This window comes from Streptomyces sp. RLB3-17 (assembly GCF_007113425.2).
GTDB classification, from domain to species: Bacteria; Actinomycetota; Actinomycetes; order Streptomycetales; family Streptomycetaceae; genus Streptomyces; species Streptomyces mirabilis_D.
Genome location: NZ_CP041610.2, coordinates 6,661,145 through 6,683,351 on the forward strand (window position 1 = coordinate 6,661,145; position 22,207 = coordinate 6,683,351).

The following is a 22,207-nucleotide window of genomic DNA, read 5'->3' on the forward strand; positions in this document are numbered from 1 at the left end:
ACTCTGTGTCAGGCTGTCGGGACGGGGGGACGCAGTGCGGCGAGCAGGCGGTCGGCGAGGGGCGGGCGCGGGCCGCCGTCCCGGCCGCGCAGGGTGCGCAGTTCGTGGCTGAGGCGTTTGTGGTCGTCCGCCGTGACGACCAGTGCGGGCAGCAGCAGTTCCAGGGCCTGGGCCGCGTCCGGGCGGTGCTCGGCCACGTACACCCAGGTGTGCAGGGCGTTCAGGGCGCCCCGGGTGTGGGCGCGGTCGCCGAGGGCGGTGCGCCAGAGGGTGGCGAGGTCGCGGGCCGAGTCCGCCTGGTACATGCCGTCGCCGGCGTACCACTCGACGAGCGCGCCCTCCTCGGCGTTGTCGCAGGCCAGTACGAAGGCGCCCAGTGCCAGCGCGCGGACCGCGGGGGTGTCGTGGTGGAGCAGCCGCACCAGCTCGGAGAGCATCTCGCCGCGCCTGAGGCCCACCGAGAGCAGCAGGGCCGTGGACTCGATCAGGTTGGCCGCCTCGGCCGGACTGCTGCTGTCGGCCCGGGCCAGGGTCGCGAGGGCGCTCAGGGCCGGGGCCACCAGGTCCGGGCGCAACGGCGCGAGCAGCCCGAACGCGCGGATCGCGGTCCAGCGGCGGGCCGGGTGGGCGTCCGTGCACCACTGGGTGAGCAGGCGCAGGACGACGGGCGCGTCGAGGAGCTGGGCGAGTGTGAGGGTGTTCGCGGCGGTGACACGGGGGCCGAACGTCTTCGACACCGCCCAGCCGTCGATCAGCAGCGCGACCGCGGAGGGCAGGTCGGCGAGCGCGAGCATGGCGGTGGCCGCGGCGGCCCGGGTCCGTACGACGGGACGTCCGTCGCGGGCCAGCTCCCTCAGCCAGGCGATCAGTGCGGGCCGGGCCGAGGGATGTCCCGTCCACACCTCGGTGAGCAGGGCGCGCGGGGTGTTCTCCTTCCGGAAGAACGCGGTGAACTGCGGCACCGGGCCCCATTCGGTCGCCTCGTTGCGCACTTCCCCCTCGGCGCGAGCCCGCGCGAGCCGGGTCTCGGCGGCGAGCCCGAACACCGGGATCTCCGGCGGCTCCTCGGGGTGCTGCAAGCGCTGGAAGTGCACGAACAGCTTGTCCGCGAGCTCGGCGGCGAGGACGTACGGCGCCCGGTCGAAGACGGCGAGCGAGATGAGGAAGGCCTTGTCGCGCAGCGTGGACTCGGGGTCGCTCAGCCACTCCCGGCACTGCTGCTCCACGGCCGCCTGCCCGAACTCCGCGAGCCGGGCCGCGGCCGCCTCGCCGCCGTCGTAACCCGCCACCTCCTTCGCGAACTCGGCCGCCTCGGCGGGCTGATGGTGCCCCCGGGCGAGGAAGTCCCGCACCGGGGCGAGGGCGAGAAGGCCGTCGGTGTCCTGCGCGCGGTGCCTGCTCACATACGCGCGGACGACGGCCGACGCCTCCGGCGGCTGCCAGACGGAGGCGGTGGCGCCCAGCAGGAAGGGCGAGTTCTCGACCGTCACCACCAGATACCCGTCGACCTTCTTGAGCTGGTCGCGGGCCGCGTGGAGATGGGTGTCGCGCAACGGCCGGTTGCGGCTCAGCGGCAGATCGCGCAGGACGTGGCCGCCGGGCGCGGTGAGCGGGGCGCTCAGGGTCGCCGGGCTCGTCTCCGGCGAGAGGGCGTGCACGGCGGGCACGCCCAGCCGGTGCAGGAGCATCAGCGCGGCGGCGTGGCGGCCGGTGGCGTGGGCGCCGGCGAGGACGAGGACGCGTTCTTCGCGCAGCCGGTCCAGGGCGGCGGCGAAGGCGGGGCTCTCGACGAAGACGGCGTCCAGGTCTTCGAGGTGGCGCCGCGGGATCTCTCCGGAGGCGTACGTCGCCGAAGCCGCCGAGCCGTGGTGGTGGATCTCCGTCTTGCCGCCCATGAACACGTCACCGGCGACCTCGCCGCCGGACACGCCGTGCTGGGCGCCGCCGACCAGACTCCCGCCGAAGGACGCGGCCGAGCCGAGGATGAACCCCGGGGTGTGCGCGAAGAGCTCGCGCTGTGCCGCGCGCGCCTCCTGCGTCCGTTCCTGTTCCCCCTCTCCCTCCCCCTCCGCGTCCTGGCGCCGGGTGTCCGGTTCGGGGGCCGGGTGTACGTCCTTCGGGGGTGCGTCGTCGGGGCCCGGCGCCGTGGGTGCAGGCACCGTCACGCCGACTCACCCCCGGACCCGCCGAGGTGGACGTCTCCGGTGACCTGGCCGCCCGACACGCCGTGCTGGTCGCCGCCGACGAGGCTGCCGCCGAAGGTGGGGGCGCCTCCGTCGAAGTGGAAGACGGCGCCCGCGGGAGGGGCGGAGGGCCGGGCCGCGCGGGCCTCGGGGGCCTGGGCCCCGGGCGCCTGGGCCCCGGGCTGGTCCCGCCTCGGTGCCGGACGCTCCCCCGAGCTGGCGCCCGGCACCGAGGTTCCCCCCTTCTCACTGTGGTCGTCGCCGGCCCCCGGAACCGGGCCGTGCAGCCAGGCGCGCAGTGGGCCGTTCTTGCTGTCCACGGTCACCGGATGGAAGTCCTCGGCGGGGATGCCCGCGTGACCGTGCCGCACGATCCCCGTGTGCACGCTCTCCGAGACGCACAGGGCGAAGTCGTCCCTCCGCTCCCGCAGGGCCGTGTGCAGCAGCTGGGCGTCGAGCAGGCGGCAGGCGTGGTTGAGGTCGGAGCCGACCCAGCCGTCGTGCTCGTCCACGGCGACGTAGCCCGTGGCGACGACGCCGCGCAGTCGGATCTGCGCCGAGCTGGACGCCATCCGGTTGACCGCGTGCAGCTGGGCGGGGACTTCGGTGAGCAGGGCGCGCAGCAGTGCGGTGACCGAGGCGTTGGCGTCGATCAGCTCCATCACGGAGTCGCCCCGGTCGGCGCGCAGACGCAGGCGTTCGTCGATGCCGGCGCGCTCCAGGGTGCGGTCGGCGACGTCGTACAGCATGCGCCGCAGGTACGCCTGCTCGATGTCGTCCCGGTCGCTGTACTTCTCGATGTCGAGCAACAGGATCGTGCGGCTCACGGGGTCGGTCATGGTCGCCTTTCGCAGGTGGTGCGGCAGTGGCAGAAGAGTGGCGGGCGGGGTTGTGGTGGCGTGAGGGCGGATGACGCAGTCGGAGTGTGACGGCGTACACAGAACGCCCGGTCCCTCGCCCCCGCCGCCCCTACCCGTCCCATCCCCAGGGGCTCCGCCCCTTCGACCCCGGCGCCCGGCGGGCACCCCACCCGGGGCTGCGCCCCCGGACCCCGCTTCGGCCCGAACGGCCTCGTCCTCAAACGCCGGACGGGCTGAAAACGCGGGCCGGGGTGGGCGGGGAGCGGCCCACGGCCTCGTGCCCGACCGGCGGACGGGCTGGAGGTGAGCGGTGGGGTGGGGTCGGGTGGGGTGGGAACTGGCCCACGGCCTTGTCCTCGACGGCAGGTGCGGTCGGAGCGGGTGGGCCTCCGACCTCGAACGCCGGACACCCCGAGGCTTTTGGGGGCGCGGGGAACTGCGCGACCGACCCCCACCGGCCGGCAGCCGGAGAACTGCGGGCGGACGGGGGACCCGGGGCGCAGCCCCGGCCCCCAGGGGCGCGGGGAACTGCGCGACCAGCCCCCACCGGCCCGCAGTGATCCACCGGACCCGGCCCCGCCAAAGCCACCACCCCCCACCGAACCCACGTCACCCCCGCGCGATCCGTCGCAGCACATCCGGCCGCACGATCACCAGCGCCCGGCGCCCCGTCATCACGACCCCCCGTTCCCGCAGGTCCTTCAGCAGGCGTTGGACCATCTCGCGGGAGGCCCCCACCGACCCGGCGAGTTCCTGTTTGCTCAGGGGTACGGAGAGTTCGATGCCCTGGTCGGTGCGCCGCCCGTGGGTGCGGGCGAGGTCCAGCAGCAGGATCGCGAAGCGCTCCCGCACGCTGAGGGAGGCGAATTCCAGGCGGCGCCGATCGGCCGCCCGGGTGCGATCGGAGGTGAGGCCGAGGAGGGCGAAGGAGACGGCGGGGGAGCGGGCGAGGAACTCGGTGAACCGGCCGCGTTCGACCGCGACCGTACGGACCGGCTCCAAGGCCGTCACGGTGGCCGACCGAGGGCGCCCGGTGAGCGCCGCGGACTCCCCGATGATGTCGCCGGGGCCGCGCAGCGCGAGCAGCGCCTCGTAGCCGTTGGAGGCGGCCGCGGTCACCTTCGTCCAGCCGTGCGTGACGAACAGGACGTGCGAGGACGGCTCACTCTGGTGCAGGAGCACCGTCCGGGGCGCGTACGAGAGCTCGTGCCCGAGATCGAGCAGCGCCGAGCGGTCCTCGCTCTCCAGCCGGGCCAGGAACGGCACCCGGTCGTCGAGCCCCCCGTCGCCGGGTAAGCCCGACGAATCCCACGAACCGGGTAAGTCCGATGAGCCCGACGAGCCCGACGAGCCCGATGACCCGGATGACCCGGATGAGTCCGGTGCGTGTGCTGCCGTCATGGTCCCCCCGATCGCCGCAGCCGACCGATCAAGGTACTGAAGGGCACACGGCGGTGGACAGAGATTGCGCGGTACCGTCGGAGATCGGAAACTTTTGGGGACGGGCGCCCAGGGAATGCGCTAAGGCCGGCCCGACAACCACCCCGCAACGGCTCCGCGACCGCCCCGCCACCGCCCCACGACCGCCCGTCCCCGACTCGCGTCCGACCTGCGGCAGCACCGCGCTGACGTGGCAAGAAGTCCGGCGTGTCGCCCTGGACAGCATTTGTTTTGACCGAAGTCGTTGAGGTAGGTACGCTCAGACCTTGTGCCTGGGGTGTGCCCTGGCTCGCGTGCGTGCCTTCAAACCGCAAGGCGAGCCGTAACCGGCCACCGTAATCTGCGCCCTTTTCGCCTCGCGGCGGGAGTCTGCAGCATTCGACACACCCGACCGCGTGGGTCGGAGATGTTCCAGGTTAGCTTCACCATTCGGCACACAGAAACCGGAGAAGTAGTGCCTACGATCCAGCAGCTGGTCCGGAAGGGCCGGCAGGACAAGGTCGAGAAGAACAAGACGCCCGCACTCGAGGGTTCGCCCCAGCGTCGCGGCGTCTGCACGCGTGTGTTCACGACCACCCCGAAGAAGCCGAACTCGGCCCTGCGTAAGGTCGCGCGTGTGCGTCTGACCAGCGGGATCGAGGTCACCGCTTACATTCCGGGTGAGGGACACAACCTGCAGGAGCACTCCATCGTGCTCGTGCGCGGCGGCCGTGTGAAGGACCTGCCGGGTGTTCGCTACAAGATCATCCGTGGCTCGCTCGACACCCAGGGTGTCAAGAACCGCAAGCAGGCCCGCAGCCGCTACGGCGCCAAGAAGGAGAAGTAGAAATGCCTCGTAAGGGCCCCGCCCCGAAGCGCCCGGTCATCATCGACCCGGTCTACGGTTCCCCTCTGGTGACCTCCCTCATCAACAAGGTGCTGCTGAACGGCAAGCGCTCCACCGCCGAGCGCATCGTCTACGGCGCCATGGAGGGTCTGCGTGAGAAGACGGGCAACGACCCGATCATCACGCTGAAGCGCGCGCTGGAGAACATCAAGCCGACCCTCGAGGTCAAGTCCCGCCGTGTCGGTGGTGCGACGTACCAGGTTCCGATCGAGGTCAAGCCCGGTCGTGCCAACACGCTCGCGCTGCGCTGGCTCGTCGGTTACTCCCGCGCCCGTCGCGAGAAGACCATGACCGAGCGTCTGCTCAACGAGCTTCTCGACGCCTCCAACGGCCTTGGTGCCGCTGTGAAGAAGCGCGAGGACACCCACAAGATGGCCGAGTCCAACAAGGCCTTCGCGCACTACCGCTGGTAGTCGCTACCCCCATCGAGACCGAGAGAAGACCGAAGCCTTATGGCTACCACTTCACTTGACCTGGCCAGGGTCCGCAACATCGGGATCATGGCCCACATCGACGCGGGCAAGACGACCACCACCGAGCGGATCCTCTTCTACACCGGCGTCAGCTACAAGATCGGTGAGGTCCACGACGGCGCTGCCACCATGGACTGGATGGAGCAGGAGCAGGAGCGTGGCATCACGATCACCTCTGCTGCCACCACCTGTCACTGGCCGCTCGAGGACAACGACTACACGATCAACATCATCGACACCCCGGGGCACGTCGACTTCACGGTCGAGGTGGAGCGCTCGCTGCGCGTCCTCGACGGTGCCGTCACGGTGTTCGACGGTGTCGCCGGTGTGGAGCCGCAGTCCGAGACGGTGTGGCGTCAGGCCGACCGTTACGGCGTGCCGCGCATCTGCTTCGTCAACAAGCTCGACCGGACCGGCGCGGAGTTCCACCGCTGCGTCGACATGATCAAGGACCGCCTCGGTGCGGTGCCGCTGATCATGCAGCTCCCGATCGGTGCCGAGATGGACTTCAAGGGCGTTGTGGACCTGGTCCGCATGAAGGCGCTCGTGTGGTCCGCCGAGGCCGCCAAGGGCGAGATGTACGACGTCGTCGACATCCCGGCCACGCACACCGAGGCTGCCGAGGAGTACCGCGGCAAGCTCGTCGAGGCCGTCGCGGAGAACGACGACGAGATCATGGAGCTGTTCCTGGAGGGCCAGGAGCCCACCGAGGAGCAGCTGTACGCCGCGATCCGTCGTGTCACCATCGCGTCCGGCAAGTCCAAGGGCGTCACGGTCACCCCGGTGTTCTGTGGCACCGCGTTCAAGAACAAGGGCGTTCAGCCCCTGCTCGACGCGGTCGTGCGCTACCTGCCGACTCCGCTTGACGTCGAGGCCATCGAGGGCCACGACGTGAAGGACCCGGAGCTGGTCGTCAAGCGCAAGCCGTCCGACGACGAGCCGCTCTCCGCCCTCGCGTTCAAGATCATGAGCGACCCGCACCTGGGCAAGCTCACCTTCGTCCGGGTGTACTCGGGCCGCCTGGAGTCCGGCAGCGCCGTGCTGAACTCCGTCAAGGGCAAGAAGGAGCGCATCGGCAAGATCTACCGCATGCACGCGAACAAGCGTGAGGAGATCGAGTCGGTGGGCGCCGGTGACATCGTCGCCGTCATGGGCCTGAAGCAGACCACCACCGGTGAGACGCTGGCCGACGACAAGAACCCGGTCATCCTGGAGTCCATGGACTTCCCGGCGCCGGTCATTCAGGTCGCCATCGAGCCCAAGTCCAAGGGTGACCAGGAGAAGCTGGGTGTCGCCATCCAGCGTCTCGCGGAGGAGGACCCCTCCTTCCAGGTTCACTCGGACGAGGAGACCGGCCAGACCATCATCGGTGGTATGGGCGAGCTGCACCTCGAGGTGCTGGTCGACCGTATGCGCCGTGAGTTCAAGGTCGAGGCCAACGTCGGTAAGCCGCAGGTCGCGTACCGTGAGACGATCCGTAAGGCCGTCGAGCGTCACGACTACACGCACAAGAAGCAGACCGGTGGTACCGGTCAGTTCGCCAAGGTGCAGATCGCGATCGAGCCGATCGAGGGCGGCGACGCCTCGTACGAGTTCGTGAACAAGGTCACCGGTGGCCGCATCCCGAAGGAGTACATCCCTTCGGTCGACGCGGGTGCGCAGGAGGCCATGCAGTTCGGCATCCTGGCCGGCTACGAGATGACGGGCGTCCGCGTCATTCTTCTCGACGGTGGCTACCACGAGGTCGACTCCTCCGAGCTCGCGTTCAAGATCGCCGGTTCGCAGGCCTTCAAGGAGGCCGCGCGCAAGGCCAGCCCCGTGCTGCTCGAGCCGATGATGGCCGTCGAGGTCACCACGCCCGAGGACTACATGGGTGAGGTCATCGGCGACATCAACTCCCGCCGTGGTCAGATCCAGGCCATGGAGGAGCGGGCCGGTGCCCGCGTCGTGAAGGGCCTCGTGCCCCTCTCGGAGATGTTCGGCTACGTCGGCGACCTCCGCAGCAAGACCTCGGGTCGCGCAAGCTACTCGATGCAGTTCGACTCCTACGCCGAGGTTCCCCGGAACGTCGCCGAGGAGATCATCGCGAAGGCCAAGGGCGAGTAACGCACCCCGTTTACACGCTTTAGGCTTGACACCGACCGCCGGGGCTTCGAACCGGCAAGGGGACGAGAGATCGTCCCCCGGGGGAGAACCCCGGCGGGCGGCATCCCAGCAAAGATCACCTGGCGCCGATGAGTAAGGCGTACCAGAACCACTCCACAGGAGGACCCAGTGGCGAAGGCGAAGTTCGAGCGGACTAAGCCGCACGTCAACATCGGCACCATCGGTCACATCGACCACGGTAAGACGACCCTCACGGCCGCCATTACCAAGGTGCTGCACGACGCGTACCCGGACCTGAACGAGGCCTCGGCCTTCGACCAGATCGACAAGGCTCCTGAGGAGCGCCAGCGCGGTATCACCATCTCCATCGCGCACGTCGAGTACCAGACCGAGACGCGTCACTACGCCCACGTCGACTGCCCCGGTCACGCGGACTACATCAAGAACATGATCACGGGTGCGGCCCAGATGGACGGCGCCATCCTCGTGGTCGCCGCCACCGACGGCCCGATGCCGCAGACCAAGGAGCACGTGCTCCTGGCCCGCCAGGTCGGCGTTCCCTACATCGTCGTCGCCCTGAACAAGGCCGACATGGTGGACGACGAGGAGATCCTGGAGCTCGTCGAGCTCGAGGTTCGCGAGCTGCTCTCCGAGTACGAGTTCCCGGGCGACGACCTGCCGGTCGTCAAGGTCTCGGCGCTCAAGGCCCTTGAGGGCGACAAGGAGTGGGGCCAGACCGTCCTCGACCTGATGCAGGCCGTCGACGAGAACATCCCGCAGCCCGAGCGTGACGTCGACAAGCCGTTCCTGATGCCGATCGAGGACGTCTTCACGATCACCGGTCGTGGCACCGTCGTCACCGGTCGTATCGAGCGTGGTGTCCTCAAGGTCAACGAGACCGTCGACATCGTGGGCATCAAGCAGGAGAAGACCACCACCACGGTCACCGGCATCGAGATGTTCCGCAAGCTGCTCGACGAGGGCCAGGCCGGTGAGAACGTCGGTCTGCTCCTCCGTGGCATCAAGCGCGAGGACGTCGAGCGCGGCCAGGTCATCATCAAGCCCGGTTCGGTCACGCCGCACACCGAGTTCGAGGCCCAGGCCTACATCCTGTCCAAGGACGAGGGTGGCCGCCACACGCCGTTCTTCAACAACTACCGTCCGCAGTTCTACTTCCGTACGACGGACGTGACCGGCGTTGTGACCCTCCCCGAGGGCACCGAGATGGTCATGCCGGGCGACAACACTGAGATGACCGTTTCGCTCATCCAGCCCGTCGCCATGGAGGAGGGCCTGAAGTTCGCCATCCGTGAGGGTGGCCGGACCGTGGGCGCCGGCCAGGTCATCAAGATCAACAAGTAAGTCCTTGTTGGCTTGACAGCCTGGTAGCTCCTCGCGAGCTCCTTGAAGGGGCCCGTACGACTTCGGTCGTACGGGCCCCTTTGCCGTGCCCATCGCGCACACTGCGTGCGCGGATTCCAATGACCTGGACATGGTGGGACGTCGGCCGCTGCCGACGAAGCCGGTTCTTCCGGACGTGGCGGCGGCGCATCGGCGCGGCCCGGCCGATGCCGTGGAGGCGCGGTGGCGGCAGCCGGCGCTGGCGTGGCAGTGGCGTCGCGAGCGGCAGGAGGTCCTCCGGCCGGGGGGGGCTACCCGGGCATCGTGGACCTCATAGAGGCGGCCGGCGCGGAACGGACACTGCGGCAGCTGTATCCGTACAACAGCCATTTCGCCCTGCATCTGAGCAGCTGCACCCGGTACCCGTACGTGCTGCGGGTACCGAGCGTCCTGCCTCGGTACGACGGGCGCTTCCGGGCCTTCGTGCCCCGCGTCGGGACCCTCCTCGGCGAGACCGACACGGCGGAAGCGGCCGTGGCCCTGGTCGTGGCCCACCTTCCGGCGGGGCTCGGCCCGGCGGTGGCCGACAGCGCCGACGGTCTTCGCCGATGACGGCCTTCGTATGCCGATGACGGTCTCCCTCAAGCGATGACCGCCTCCGTATGCCGATGACGGTCTCAGTACACCGACGACGGCCTCCGTAAGCGTGATGACGGCCCCCGAAAGTATTCGACGCCGACGACCCATTCCCCCCGCGTGACCCTCCCTCCACTATTTGTCATGCCGCTGAGCAAATTCGTACACCGTCGGGGCGAGGGGTGAGGCATGTCTGGAGACGTCAGTCGCAGAACCGTTCTCGGTGCCGGGCTCGGTGCGGGGCTCGCGGTGTGGCCGGGGCTGTCGGGAGTGGCGTGGGCGGATGGCGGGCGGCCGCGGCCCACCGACCCCGGCGCGTACATCTCCTTCACCGGCGGAGCGTTCTCGCTGGTGGGCGCTCCGGTCGTGGTCTCCCCGGAGGACCACCCCGGAGTCGTACGGGTGGCGGGCGACCTCCGTGACGACCTCGAACGGGTGACGGACGTACGGCCCGGCGACGGGATGGCGCGCGAGGTCGTGCTCGTCGGGACGATCGGGCGCAGCCCGCTGATCGACGGCCTGATCGCCGCCGGGAAGCTGGATGTCACGGGAGTGCGGGGGCGGTGGGAGACCTCCCTGCAGACCGTGGTGGAGCGGCCGATGCCCGGCGTCGACCGGGCCTTCGTCATCGCGGGCGGCGACCCCCGCGGCACGATCTTCGGCGCGTACGACGTCTCGTACGGCATCGGCGTCTCGCCCTGGTACTGGTGGGACGACGTACGCCCGGTCCACCGCGACGCCCTCCATGTGCTGCCGGGACGGCACACACAGGGCACCCCCGCGGTGAAGTACCGCGGGATCTTCATCAACGACGAGAACCCGGCCCTCGGCACCTGGGCCCCCGCCCACTTCGGGCCCGGCAGGGCGCCCGGCCACGAGGGCGGCTTCAACGCCGACTTCTACGCGAAGGTCTTCGAGGTACTGCTCCGCCTGAAGGCGAACTACCTGTGGCCGGCGGTGTGGGGCCGCGCCTTCGCCGAGGACGATCCACGCAACCACGCCCGCGCCAAGGAGTACGGGATTGTCATGGGCACGTCCCATGAGGCGCCCATGATGCGGGGCATCGAGGAGTGGAACCGGCACGCGGTACCCGCCGTGCGCGACAGCGCCGGAACCGTCGTCACGCCCGGCCATGACCCGTACGGCGGTACGGGGGAGTGGTCGTTCCGCCGCAACGCCGAAGCGCTCAAGGCGTACTGGCGCGACGGTATTCGCCGGATGGCCGACCAGGACTTCGAGGGCGTCGTCACCCTCGGGATGCGCGGGAACGGCGACACCAGCCTGCCGGACGGCGACGGCGTCGAGCTGATGCGGGAGATCATCGACGCGCAGCGGACGATCATCGCCGAGGTGACGGGCCGCGACCCGGCCTCGGTCCCCCAGGTGTGGACGCTCTACAAGGAGGTCCAGCGGTACTGGGACCGCGGGCTGCGGGCCCCGGACGACGTCACCGTCGTACTGACGGACGACAACTGGGGCAACATCCGCAAGCACCCCGACCCGGCCGAGCCCGCGCGGCCCGGCGGCTACGGCCTCTACTACCACTTCGACTACGTGGGCGCGGGCCGCAACTACAAGTGGGTCGACACGGCGAGTCTGCCCAACCTCTGGGACCAGCTCCACCAGGCGCACGCGTACGGCAACCACGGGCTGTGGGTGACGAACGTCGGCGACCTCAAGGGCAACGAGCTGCCCACCGAGTTCTTCCTCGACTACGCCTGGAATCCCGGCCGTTGGGACGAGCCTGGCGCGCTCGGCGAGTGGGAGAGGCGGTACGCGCGCCAGAACTTCGGCGCGGGGCAGGCGGCGGCGATCGCGGAAGTACTGGCGACGTACGGACAACTCCAGTCGCGCCGCAAGCCGGAACTCCTCAACCGCCGGATCACCCTCGACCCGGCATCGGGCGCGGTGGTGTACGACGACGGGGCAACCCCCTTCCACGGCCGCGAACTCGAGCAGGTCACACAGGAGTGGCGGACGCTCGCGGCTCGGGCCGGGCGCATCGCGGGACGGCTGCCGGACTCGGCGCGGGACGCGTGGTTCGAGCTGGTCGGCTACGAGGTCGAGGCGACGGCCAACCTGTACGAGCTGCGGGAGGCCGAGTTCACGAACCTGCTCTACGCCGCCCAGGGCCGGGCGGCGACGAACGACCTGGCCGCGGCGGCGGAGGCGGCCCTGGAACGGGACTTCGCGCTCGCCGAACGCTTCAACCACGGCGTCGCGGGCGGCAAATGGGCGGGCTTCCAGACGCAGCCGCACATCGACTACGGGGATGTGGCGCGCTACGGCCCGAACGCGAGCTGGCAGCAGCCGGAGCTGAACAACGTGGCACTGCCGGACGTCCTGTTTCCCGCGGTGCGCCGCATCGAACTGCCGCCGGGCGCCGAGCTGGGGGTGGCGGTCGACGGTGCCCCGGGCGCGGAGGCGGTGCTGAGCCCGTACCGGACGGGTCCGGCGCCGTACATCGAGGTGTTCAACCGGGGCCGGGACCCCTTCGACTACCGGATCGAGGCCTCGGAGCCGTGGATCACCGTGGACCGTCCCCGCGGGAGAGTCCGGGACCAGGCGCGGGCGGTGGTGAAGGCGGACTGGTCGCGGGCGCCGCACGGACGTACGCGGGCCCGGATCACGGTGAGCGGCGCGGGAGCCTCGGTGGTCGTGCCGGTGATCGCCGAGCACCCGGCCGCCCGCGGCCTGCGGGGATTCGTCGAGGCGGGCGGGTATGTGGCGATGGACGCGGAGCACTGCGTACGGGCGGTGGGCACCTGGCGGCGGATCGACCGGATCGGCCGCACCGGGGCGGGCATGACGCCGTACCCCGTGACGGCCCCGCGCCGGACGCCGGGCGGCACCGCCTCCCCCCGCCTGGAGTACGAGGTGAGCCTGTTGGGCGCCGGCACGGTGACCGTGTGGGCGTACCTGTCCCCACGCAACCCGGCCCTCCCGACGGGCGGCCTGCGCTACGCGCTCTCCTTCGACGACGCGGCGCCGCTGACGGTCGACATCCACGCGGCCACGGGAGCCGACGACGGCCTGATGAACAGCCAGTGGGCCCGCAACACCTCGGACAACGTGAACATGACGTCGACGAGGCATGCGATCGCCGCTCCCGGGGTGCACCTCCTGAAGCTCTGGATGGTCGATCCGACGGTGGTGCTGCAACGGCTGGTGATCGACACGGGTGGGCTCGGACCGACGTACCTGGGTCCGCCGGAGAGTCACCGTGTGGACCGGGGTGTCACCAGGTGACCGGCAAGGCCACCGGACCGCGGATCATCGTGCGCTGCCGGAAGGGGACCTGATCGGCGGGTACGGCGAGACGCAGTCCGGGCAGGCGTTTGAGCAGGGTGTCGATCAGCAGCTCGATCTGCATACGGGAGAAGACGGCGCCCGTGCAGAAGTGCGGCCCGTTGCCGAACGACACATGGGCGCCCGCGTCCCGGTCGAAGTCGATCCGGTCGGGGTCGGGGAAGACGTCCGGGTCGCGGTTGGCGGCCAGGTAGGAGACGTAGACGGCGTCGCCCGCGCTGACGCGGGTGCCGTGGATGTCGACGTCCTGCGTGGCGATGCGGGGCAGACCGACGGCGGCGCGGTGCGGGATGTGGCGCAGGAGTTCCTCGATGCCCGCCGGGCGGGAGGCGGGGTCGTCGCGGAAGCGTTGCAGCAGTTCGGGCCGGGTGAGGAGGAGGTAGAACATCTGGCCACTGTTGTTGGTGACGGCCTCGCCGCCGATCTGGAGCGGCCCGGCGACACTGATCGCCTCCTCCAGACCGAGCTCGCCCCGCCGCACGGCACCACCGAGCAGGGACAGCACGTCCTCGCTGTCACCGTCGCTCTCGCTGTCGCGGCGCTCGCGGACGGCCTCCCCGATCCACCCGAAGAGCCCCTTCTTGGCCTCCTCGGAGGCCTCGGCGCCGCCCGCCGTGCTGATGATCTCCCGCGTCCAGTCGTGCAACTTCTTTCGCTCGTCGGCGGGTACGCCCATGACCTCGCAGACGACGTTGATCGGGAAGGGTTCGAGGACCCGCTCGACCAGGTCCGCCGGGGGGCCGTCCGCCACCAGCCCGTCCACCAGGGCGTCGAGCATCTCCTGGGCACGGGGGCGCAGGCGCTTCACGGCGCTCACGGTGTAGGCGGCCGAGACGGCGTTCCGGAGCCGGTTGTGGTCGGGCTGATCGGCCCAGGCCAGGGCCCCGGGGCGCGGCGCGAAGTGCGGCGCGAGTCGCGTGACCTGCCGGACGGAGGCCTCCCGCCGGCTGAACCGGGGATCGTTCGTGATCATCTTCACGTCGTCGTAGCGCGTCGCCAGCCACGCCCAGCCCTCCCCGTACGGAAGCCGGATCCGCGTCAGCGGCCCCTCCCGCATCAACTCCGCGAGCACCGGCTCGAACTCGGTGGCGTTCAGCTCACCGGCGGGCCAGTCCCGAACAGGGGGAAGAGGCCGCTCGGGCCGCTCGGCGAGTGTGCTGGTCTCTTCTGCCATGCGTTCAGCATCGTCGGGCGGGGGTGGGGTGTCGTGCGGGAGTGCTCCAGGCGGAGCAGCGGAACGCCTTCGTCGTGCCGTCGTCGCCGCGGTCCGGCTTACTGGTTCGGGTATCGGGGCAGGTCCGCGGTGGAGATCGTCCATTCGGCGATGGTGACGTCTTCGCCGTACATGAAGTCCTTGCGGGTCGCGTAGCGGGGGCCGCCGGGAGTGGGGTGGATGTCGGAGAGGACGGCACCTTCTCCCACGGGTGACGATCCGGCCGCCGGGGGTGCGTTCGCGGGTGCGGCGGAGGTAGCCGTGGGTTTCGAGCTCGCGCAGGGCGGCGGCGATACGGGTCGGGCCTTCGGGGAACCGTGCGGCGAGGGTCTTGATGTCGACGCGGGCGCCGGTGGGGAGCGACTGGATGTAGACGGCCAGCCCGATCGCGAGTCCGGAAAGCTCCGGGTGCTGGGCGAGGTGGTTGCCGATCACCGTGAAGCGGGTGGTGTGGCGGGTGTTGTCGTGGATGACGCCGGCGGGACGGGCGTGAGCATATTCACTCGCGGGAGTGAGTTTGCGCGGTGGTCACCGCTTCGGCGGGCGGGCGGGAGGGGTGGGGCTTGGTGGGGTTCTTTCCCTCTCGTGTTTCTTTGGGAAGAGCGCAGGCAGCACCGGAACACGCTCCGCCGTGCTCCGGTGCTGCGGTGCTGCGAGGTCGAGTTCGGCCCGGACGGGCACTTGGATACTCCCGCTCCGCATATGAGTACGGACACTCATGTGCCGTCTCCTGTAGCGGGGTTGAGTGGGGTCATGCTCTTCCTCACCGGCCGCGGCGACTGGCCGAGCCGCCCCTCGGAATGGCGCGATTCCGTTCACTCTCCGCCAGGGGCTGTCTGTGGACTGTCACAGCCGATAGCTAGAGTTGCTGGTGAAGCTTCGGCTGTTTTGGCTGTACGGGGGAGAGATTGTGTTGCCGAGCGATAGTGGGGCGGCGCCTGGACCGTCGTCGTGGGCGTCGGGCGTGTTCGACGCGGCGCAGAACGCGATCGGTGATGTGGTCACCGAGCTGTCGTCGTTCACGAAGTTCCAGAAGCGCGTCGACGACCTGATCCGCGACCTCAAGGGTTCGGCGGCGGGACCGGGCGAGGTGGGCCAGGAGCAGCTCGCACGGCACCAGTTCGGCGGCGGGAGCGGGGCGTGGGCGGAGGCGTCCGGCCTTTTCACCTCGTACGAGACGGTGATCACCGAGCTGGAGAACCTGTCCAAACTGCTGTCCGACTCGATGGAAGGCATGGGTATCGCCGTGCTGGCCTCCCACAAGGGCTACCAGAACATCGACCTGGACATCCGGGACCGTATGACGGCGATCAGCACGGAGACGACGAAGCATTACGGCGGGAGCTACGACCCAGCGCTGCCGAAGAAGAGCCGCGAAGGCGGCACCGGGTCGAAGCCGGACCAGACGCCTTCGGGCGGCGACTCGGGAGGCACGATCTGATGTCCGGCCAGGGGACCGGCGGCGGTACGTCTTTCGAGGGCATGAGTCACGAGCAGATGCTCGCGTGGCTGGACCAGGCGAACGCCGGCACGGTGCAGGGCGCCGCCGACCGGCTGATCGCCGCGGCCAAGGAGATCCGCAAGATCGCGGAGGAGCTCAAGGTCCGCCCGCAGTACGTGGAGTGGAAGGGCGAGGGCGCGGACGCGTTCCGCACGTGGAGCGGCGACCTGGCCAACTCGGCCCTGCGCCTGGGTGACTTCAGCGAGGGCGCCGCGAAGTGGCTGGGCGAGGCCTCGGGAGCGATCGCCACGGCGCAGGCGTCCATCCCGCGCGACACCAAGAGCGCCCAGGCCAACCTGGACGCGGCCCGAGCGGCCCACAACGACCCGGACGCGGCGGCGGTGAGCAGCAAGTCCACGAGCGAACTCGCGGCGCTGGCGGCGGACAAGGAGAAGGTGCGCCAGGAGGCGGCCGCGCAGATGCGGAAGCTGGGCCAGACCTACTCCCTGTCGGCCACGCAGCTGGACGGGCTGGAGAGGCCCAAGTTTCCACCGCCGCCTGAGGCTTTTGTGCCTCCCCGTGAGAGGTCTGAGGACCTGGCTCGCCCTGGGTCCCAGTACTCCAGTGGTGTGAGCGGGGGTGGCACGGGCTCCGGAGCCTTCGCGACCGCCGGAAACGTGGGGACTGAGAACGGCCATGCGGTGCCCCCAAGGCGGCTTGAGACGGACCGGCCCACAAGTGAGGCGCCGTCTGTTCACCTGCGTGCGCGGACAATCGAGCCTGTCACGCATGTCGGCATCGACTCGGCGACTACGGTCCCCGAAGTTCACCAACCGCCCACAGGAGCGACGCAAGGGATGCCCGCCCCTTCTCGTCCGGACACGGGGGCACCTTCTGCGGGCAATGGCGTGATACTGCCGATCTCGGGCGCTGCTCCACGCGTTCCTTCGGCCTCCGTCGGCCCGGGTAGGCCGGACGTCGGTGGACGCATGTCTGCCCGACCTGGGCAGCGAGCCGTCGACTCTCTTCCCGGCCGTGGAGCCGCTGGAGCCGGTCCGATCCCGAGCCGCAACATGCCAGGCTCCGGCGCGGCTGCGGGCCGTACCGTTCCAGGCCAAGGCTCCAGTCGTGGTCTTCCGAGCAATTCAGGCATCACCGGTGGGCGTCCTACTGCGACGCCCAGCACGGGCAGGTCGACGGGTCGGCTGCCCGGCGGGACGGTCGTCGGCGGTGAGCCTGCAGGCAGTCGAGGTTCGACTGGCCGCGTGCAGACAACAGGACCGGGAGGGCAGGCGGTTGCCCGTCCGGCCGTCGGTCAACCTGCCGGGCGCTCCGCGTCGACGCCCACTCGCGGCGTCGTGGGTGGCACCCCGCAGCAGACAGGCCGCGCGCCGGCCCGCCCCGGTGCACCGGTACCCTCCGCACCGACGCGAGGAGGCATCTCCGGCGGTACGCCCAGCGAGGCAGGCAGTCGCAGAGGGGCTCGCGGCGGTGCTGCTGGACAGACGGGTGGCGCCCGGCAGGAAAAGCGGAAGCGGCAGACCGACCATCGCGGTGAACCACCGACCGCCGAATGAGTTCCATGAGTATGAGAGGGATGTACATGCCCGTCGGCAATACGTGGCACAGGAGGGTCCAGGCTGTGGCCTCAGCGGCCATTGGCCTGCTGCTGGTGGGCGGTACGTCCACTCAGGCTCACGCCGACTCCACCCGCTCCCAGCAGTGGTACCTGGACGCCATGCACGCCGAGGACATGTGGCGGACGAGCACGGGCAAAGGCATAACCGTCGCTGTGATCGATACGGGAGTCGACCCGAACAATCCCGATCTGAAGGGACGGGTGCTCGACGGACTGGATCTGGCACCTTCAAGCCGTTCTGGAGACGAGCACACGGACTATGACGGCCACGGTACGGGGATGGCCGGACTCATCGCTGGTACGGGGGCGTACGGAGGTGGAAACGGTGCGTTCGGTCTTGCACCGGGTACCAAGATCCTTCCCATCCGTCTGCCTGCCAAGGGTGACGAGAATGGCTTTGCGGGGCCCTCGTACCTCGGGAAGGCCATCCACTACGCGGCAGACTCAGGTGCTCAGGTCATCAACATTTCAGCGGGTACGACTATCACCGCACCCCAGCTGACTGCTGCCGTGAAATACGCCCTGGACCACGGCTCGCTCGTTTTCGCGGCGGTAGGGAATAGCGGCGACAAGGGCAATACCGTTGAGTATCCAGCCGCCACTCCAGGTGTCGTCGGTGTGGCAGCCGTGGGCAAGAATCTTCGGCGGACTTCCTGGTCCCAGTACGGCCCTCAGGTGGACATCTCCGCCCCAGGCGAGGAAATGGTCCACGCCTGCGGCGGCAAGACGGGCCTCTGCAAGGGGAGCGGCACCAGCGACGCCACCGCCCTCGCCTCCGCCAGCGCCGCCCTGATCTGGTCCAAGCACCCGACCTGGACCAACAACCAGGTGTTGCGCGTCATGCTCAACACCATCGGCGGCCCCACGGACGGCGCGAAGCGTAACGACTCCATCGGCTACGGCATCGTCCGCCCACGCATCGCCCTTCAAAACCCGGGCAATCCGGGCCCTGCCCATGCCTATCCGCTCCCGGACTTCCCGGCCACGGCCTCGACATCGCCCTCTCCGGGCGCTGCAGCCTCCAAGGAACCTTCTGCTCCTGCAAAGGACGGCAAGGCGGCAGCCGAAGCCTCCTCCAAGGGCAACGACCGCAGCATCCTTTGGATCGCGTTGGGCGTCGGTGCCGCAATCCTCGGCGGAGCAGTAACAGCTGCCGTCATCGGCAAACGTCGACGGTCCATTGCGTAGTCGCTGTTGTCGGTAACGCGATCTGGACATAAGGCCGCTTCGCGCCGGAACATCCCGTCAGATGAGTGGCTGTAAAGGGAATGTGATGGCTCAGGATCCATTACGGCGAAGCTCTGGCTGGTTGATAGCCTGACAGGCGCACGCCAATTGAGCGCAACGGGGGCAGGTATTCATGGCTGAGTCTGCAGGAGAGCAGCACATAGTCAGCAGCGAGGCTGTACGCCCGGTCGGCATGCGGCTGAACCAACTCCCCGCAGACCCGGGCGGTGGGGCCCTTGGCGGTCAACCGGATCTGGCGTCGTCGCCAGCCGAGAAGCGGGCCGCGGCTCGCGCCATCGAACTGCACATCGAGCCCGACACCCGGAAGTCAGGTGACTGGGCGGACGGGGAGACCGGCGCCGCCGTCAAGGCATTCGGGCCCAAGGACGGCCACGGATGGTTCACCTCAGGATGCCTCAAGAAGGCGCACGAGACGTGGGGCGAACAGGTTCAGAACCTCATGAACCGGCTCGCGTCTGAGAAAGCGGCGTTGGGGAGCACCAACATCTTGCTGCAGAGCACGGACCTCGGAGTCCGGGCAAGCGTGCGCGGGGTGTCTCCGATCGACGAGTACTGACCGAAGCGCGGTTTTCCTCACCGCCATCGTGACCGACTCGCACGCCATCGCAGACAACGGGGATCCATGCCGACGTACCACGAGATCATGACCACTGACCTGTCCACGCTCACCACGGCCGCCGAGCGCTGGGACGGTATGGCGAAGGAGTTCCACAAGCAGGAGACGGCGTACGAGCGTGACGTGCACGGCATCTCCATGGGCCAGACGTGGACAGGACTGAGCGCGGAGGCCGCGAACAGGCGCTTCGATGTCACGCTCAAGGAGTTCCAGAACGCCCAGATCGAGGCCAAGGCGGTCGCCTCGCTCCTGCGCGACGCGCACACGCAGTTCGTGGACTTGCGCAAGAAGCTGGAGGCGGCTCGGGACGAAGCCCTGGCGAAGGGCATGAAGGTGTCGGACCAGGGCGTGGTCTCGTACGACACCGAGAGGCTGAGCCAGGGGGATCGGACCGCTCTTGCTCACGACCCCGATTACCAGGAGAGCATTCGCAAGAGTGTCAGTTCGTGGCAGCAGCGCATCGATCAGCTGGTCGGGGACGTGGACGACGCCGACAAGGGCGTCGAGGTCGCCTTCAAAGCCGTCGTGATCGACTCCGATGTCAACGACGGCACCCTCAACGGTTTCAACGGGAAGGCCCAGGGCGACATCGAGAAGTACGAGGCACAGGAGGCGGACGACATCGCGAACCGGGTCGCGCGCGGCGAGAAGGTCTCCGCTGCCGACCTCGCCGAGCTGCGGCGCGCGTTCCGTGACAATTCCAACGACAAGGGGTTCAGTCGAACGTTCCTGGACGGGTTGGGGCCTGATGGCACGATTAAACTGACCAACAGGCTCGACGACCTCGCGTACTTCGGCGACACCCAACACAAGAGCGCCTACCTGGAGGTCAACGGGGGCCTGGCCGACTCCCTGGCGACTGCCACGCGGGTTCCCGACTTCAAGGATGCCAACGGGAAACACCTGCGCTTCGGGACCCAGGCGTACAGCGAAGCGTTCACGGCGTGGACGAAGACCGACGATGCCCGGTTCTACAACAAGTGGCGCCAGGGGCTGCGTGAGTATGGCGATGACAAGTACGCCCTCAATGCAGCAGGCGAGAAGATCACTTTGGCCATGGGGCAGGGGCAGGAAGTCCGTGGTTACCAAAGCCTGGCCACGCTGATGCAGCAGGGTCACGGCTATTCGCCGCAGTTCGTGGCAGACGTCACCGACGACATGATCGCCAAGGAGAAGAAGAACCCGGATGTCTGGGACCTGTACGGCCACTTCAGCGAGAAAGACGGTGACGGCTGGTTCGCGAACGATCCGGTGGACGGAGCTCTTGAGGTCATGTCCCGCAATCCAGAAGCGGCCGCGGGATACCTCGACCCCGGCACAACCGCGGGTAAAGAACGCTCTGACTACCTTCTGGGCAACGGCGATGGCAGCCGCGACTGGAGCATCACCAACACCACCCACTGGGGAGGGCCGGGCGGGAACATCGAGATGAACGGGAGCGATGTTCAGGACACCGACAGCCGCAGCGGTCTGGGCGACGCTTTGACAGCAGCAGCCACCGGTGTTGACCCGCACGACTCACGCCCGCTGGGACCCACGTCACACACGGACGCCAACAACCGGGTGTTCGTACACGCGTTGGACGTCCTGTCCGGTCAGGGCGATGACATGCCGGCTTCGCTGCGCGACGACATGGCGAAGATCATGACCAATCACGGCCATGAGGCGTATGTGGCGATGAGCGATCTGAGCAACCAGCGGCAACCCGACCACGGACCCCCGCTGGACCGCCACCAGGTCATGGAGATCACCAAGCAGATATCCCGGAGCGAGCATTCCTACGGCCTGCTCCATGAGGGTATGAACTACGCCATCATGGATGACATCCACGACGGCTCACGACGGCCGGAAGACACCCTCAGCTCGGCAGGCTACGCGGTCGGCTTCATGGAGCAAGCCCGATATGAGGCGCTCAAGGGTGATCAGCACGACTACACATGGGACAAGGCATGGAGCTACCACGCCTCCGGGGCACTGCTCAATTTCATCCCGGTGTACGGCGACATCGCACAGCGCGGCGCTGATGTGCTCACCAGCGCCTGGATCATGGATGAACAGCAGCACCAGGCCGACCAGCTGACCAGTGACAGCCAGGCGACATACGACACTCGTCAGAACCAGCTCAACGCCATCGCCCGGCAGTGGCACGCGGTCAACTCCGACTGGGCTTCAAACCACACTGGGTATTCCTACGATGACGGCATGTACAAGCAGATCGCCGCGGCAGCCAATGACGGCAACGCACGGTCCCGTGGATTGTCGGGAGACCAGTAATGACGAAGCTGAGGCGCAAGACTGCGGCCGTATTGTGCACCGCCGTATTGGGAGCCGGGGCAGGCTGCAGCAGCGCACATGCCACTGTCCCGGCGGAGTTCTGCAAGGTTTCCGTGGAGAAGGACTCCTTGGCGCCACTCATCCCGAACGGCAGCTCCATCAAGCAGAAGTACACGGCCGCCGAAGCCCAGCCAGGGGCGTCCTGCACGTTGCGGGTGGACGGCCATCAGGTGCTGTTCGTCGACATTGTGCGCTGGGACCGGGCCCCGGATCCGGTGGATTGGAACAAAGTGGGCTCTCCCTACAAGCATGCTGCTCAACGACCTGTGTCGTTCCCGGGCTACGCGTCGATCGGAAGCGACCACGCCATAATTCAGGCGAAATGCAACACTCACACTGCATACATGTCGTTCGCGGTCTATTTCTCCGGCGATCGCGTGGAGGACACCCCGTTGGGCTATAAGAAGCTCCTGCGCTTCATCAATGACTTCGTGCCTCGTGAAACGGACAAATTCGGCTGCACCAAGAATTGATCTTCTCCC

Annotated in this window: 16 protein-coding genes and 1 pseudogene; 11 read left to right on the forward strand and 6 right to left on the reverse strand. The window is 68.7% G+C overall.

From position 1 onward, the window contains the following. Positions 1-8: 8 nt before the first annotated feature. From FNV62_RS30250 to FNV62_RS30260, 3 genes are all read right to left on the reverse strand, one after another. Entirely contained in the window at positions 9-2,165 is a 2,157-nt protein-coding gene (locus FNV62_RS30250) for a hypothetical protein (RefSeq protein WP_143627796.1), read from the reverse strand. Continuing rightward, positions 2,162-3,022, reverse strand: coding sequence for a hypothetical protein (locus FNV62_RS30255; protein ID WP_143627798.1), 861 nt, complete (start codon positions 3,020-3,022; stop codon positions 2,162-2,164). The genes FNV62_RS30250 and FNV62_RS30255 overlap by 4 nt, the downstream gene beginning before the upstream one ends. Before the next feature lie 630 nt (positions 3,023-3,652). After that, positions 3,653-4,309, reverse strand: coding sequence for a Crp/Fnr family transcriptional regulator (locus tag FNV62_RS30260; RefSeq protein ID WP_060900337.1), 657 nt, complete (start codon positions 4,307-4,309; stop codon positions 3,653-3,655). Positions 4,310-4,937: 628 nt separating this feature from the next. Here FNV62_RS30260 and rpsL point away from each other — a divergent pair. From rpsL to FNV62_RS30290, 6 genes are all read left to right on the forward strand, one after another. Further along, positions 4,938-5,309: a 30S ribosomal protein S12 gene (rpsL, locus tag FNV62_RS30265; protein ID WP_003948652.1), complete on the forward strand. Its 372-nt coding sequence runs from the start codon at positions 4,938-4,940 to the stop codon at positions 5,307-5,309. Positions 5,310-5,311: 2 nt separating this feature from the next. Continuing rightward, positions 5,312-5,782, forward strand: coding sequence for a 30S ribosomal protein S7 (gene rpsG, locus FNV62_RS30270; protein WP_003992340.1), 471 nt, complete (start codon positions 5,312-5,314; stop codon positions 5,780-5,782). A gap of 39 nt (positions 5,783-5,821) precedes the next feature. Continuing rightward, the gene (gene fusA / locus FNV62_RS30275; RefSeq protein WP_060900338.1) at positions 5,822-7,948 is read left to right on the forward strand and encodes an elongation factor G; all 2,127 of its coding nucleotides are present in this window, start codon (positions 5,822-5,824) and stop codon (positions 7,946-7,948) included. A gap of 168 nt (positions 7,949-8,116) precedes the next feature. Beyond that, positions 8,117-9,310 carry an elongation factor Tu gene (gene tuf, locus FNV62_RS30280; RefSeq protein WP_060900339.1) on the forward strand — a complete coding sequence of 398 codons (1,194 nt, stop codon included), beginning with the start codon at positions 8,117-8,119 and terminating at the stop codon, positions 9,308-9,310. Between the two features lie 303 nt (positions 9,311-9,613). Then, complete coding sequence (locus FNV62_RS30285) at positions 9,614-9,901, forward strand: DUF6193 family natural product biosynthesis protein (RefSeq protein WP_143627800.1); 288 nt, start codon at positions 9,614-9,616, stop codon at positions 9,899-9,901. Positions 9,902-10,114: 213 nt separating this feature from the next. Next, entirely contained in the window at positions 10,115-13,174 is a 3,060-nt protein-coding gene (locus FNV62_RS30290) for a glycosyl hydrolase 115 family protein (protein ID WP_143627802.1), read from the forward strand. Here the strand turns inward: FNV62_RS30290 and FNV62_RS30295 are convergent. Together FNV62_RS30295 and FNV62_RS30300 are read right to left on the reverse strand one after the other, a co-directional pair. Then, the gene (locus FNV62_RS30295; RefSeq protein WP_143627804.1) at positions 13,164-14,408 is read right to left on the reverse strand and encodes a cytochrome P450; all 1,245 of its coding nucleotides are present in this window, start codon (positions 14,406-14,408) and stop codon (positions 13,164-13,166) included. The two genes, FNV62_RS30290 and FNV62_RS30295, sit on opposite strands and share 11 nt — an antisense overlap. A 98-nt stretch (positions 14,409-14,506) precedes the next feature. Continuing rightward, positions 14,507-14,653: pseudogene (locus FNV62_RS30300) on the reverse strand (Uma2 family endonuclease); the annotation flags it as partial. A gap of 665 nt (positions 14,654-15,318) precedes the next feature. Here FNV62_RS30300 and FNV62_RS30305 point away from each other — a divergent pair. Beyond that, positions 15,319-15,888, forward strand: a complete 570-nt coding sequence (locus tag FNV62_RS30305) for a hypothetical protein (protein WP_318658473.1) — start codon at positions 15,319-15,321, stop codon at positions 15,886-15,888. 46 nt (positions 15,889-15,934) lie between these two features. Here the strand turns inward: FNV62_RS30305 and FNV62_RS30310 are convergent, their stop codons facing one another. Continuing rightward, a complete protein-coding gene (locus tag FNV62_RS30310) occupies positions 15,935-16,306 on the reverse strand; it encodes a hypothetical protein (protein WP_164331782.1) in 372 nt (123 codons plus the stop codon). Positions 16,307-17,485: 1,179 nt separating this feature from the next. Here FNV62_RS30310 and mycP point away from each other — a divergent pair. The 4 genes from mycP to FNV62_RS30330 all read left to right on the forward strand — a co-directional run bounded on the left by mycP (position 17,486) and on the right by FNV62_RS30330 (position 22,198). After that, positions 17,486-18,715, forward strand: a complete 1,230-nt coding sequence (gene mycP, locus FNV62_RS30315; protein ID WP_143627810.1) for a type VII secretion-associated serine protease mycosin — start codon at positions 17,486-17,488, stop codon at positions 18,713-18,715. Between the two features lie 232 nt (positions 18,716-18,947). Then, the gene (locus FNV62_RS30320) at positions 18,948-19,331 is read left to right on the forward strand and encodes a hypothetical protein (RefSeq protein ID WP_186003117.1); all 384 of its coding nucleotides are present in this window, start codon (positions 18,948-18,950) and stop codon (positions 19,329-19,331) included. Positions 19,332-19,418: 87 nt separating this feature from the next. Beyond that, positions 19,419-21,665, forward strand: a complete 2,247-nt coding sequence (locus FNV62_RS30325) for a hypothetical protein (RefSeq protein WP_225900426.1) — start codon at positions 19,419-19,421, stop codon at positions 21,663-21,665. A 113-nt stretch (positions 21,666-21,778) separates the two neighbouring features. After that, entirely contained in the window at positions 21,779-22,198 is a 420-nt protein-coding gene (locus FNV62_RS30330; protein ID WP_143651735.1) for a hypothetical protein, read from the forward strand. Positions 22,199-22,207: the final 9 nt, after the last annotated feature.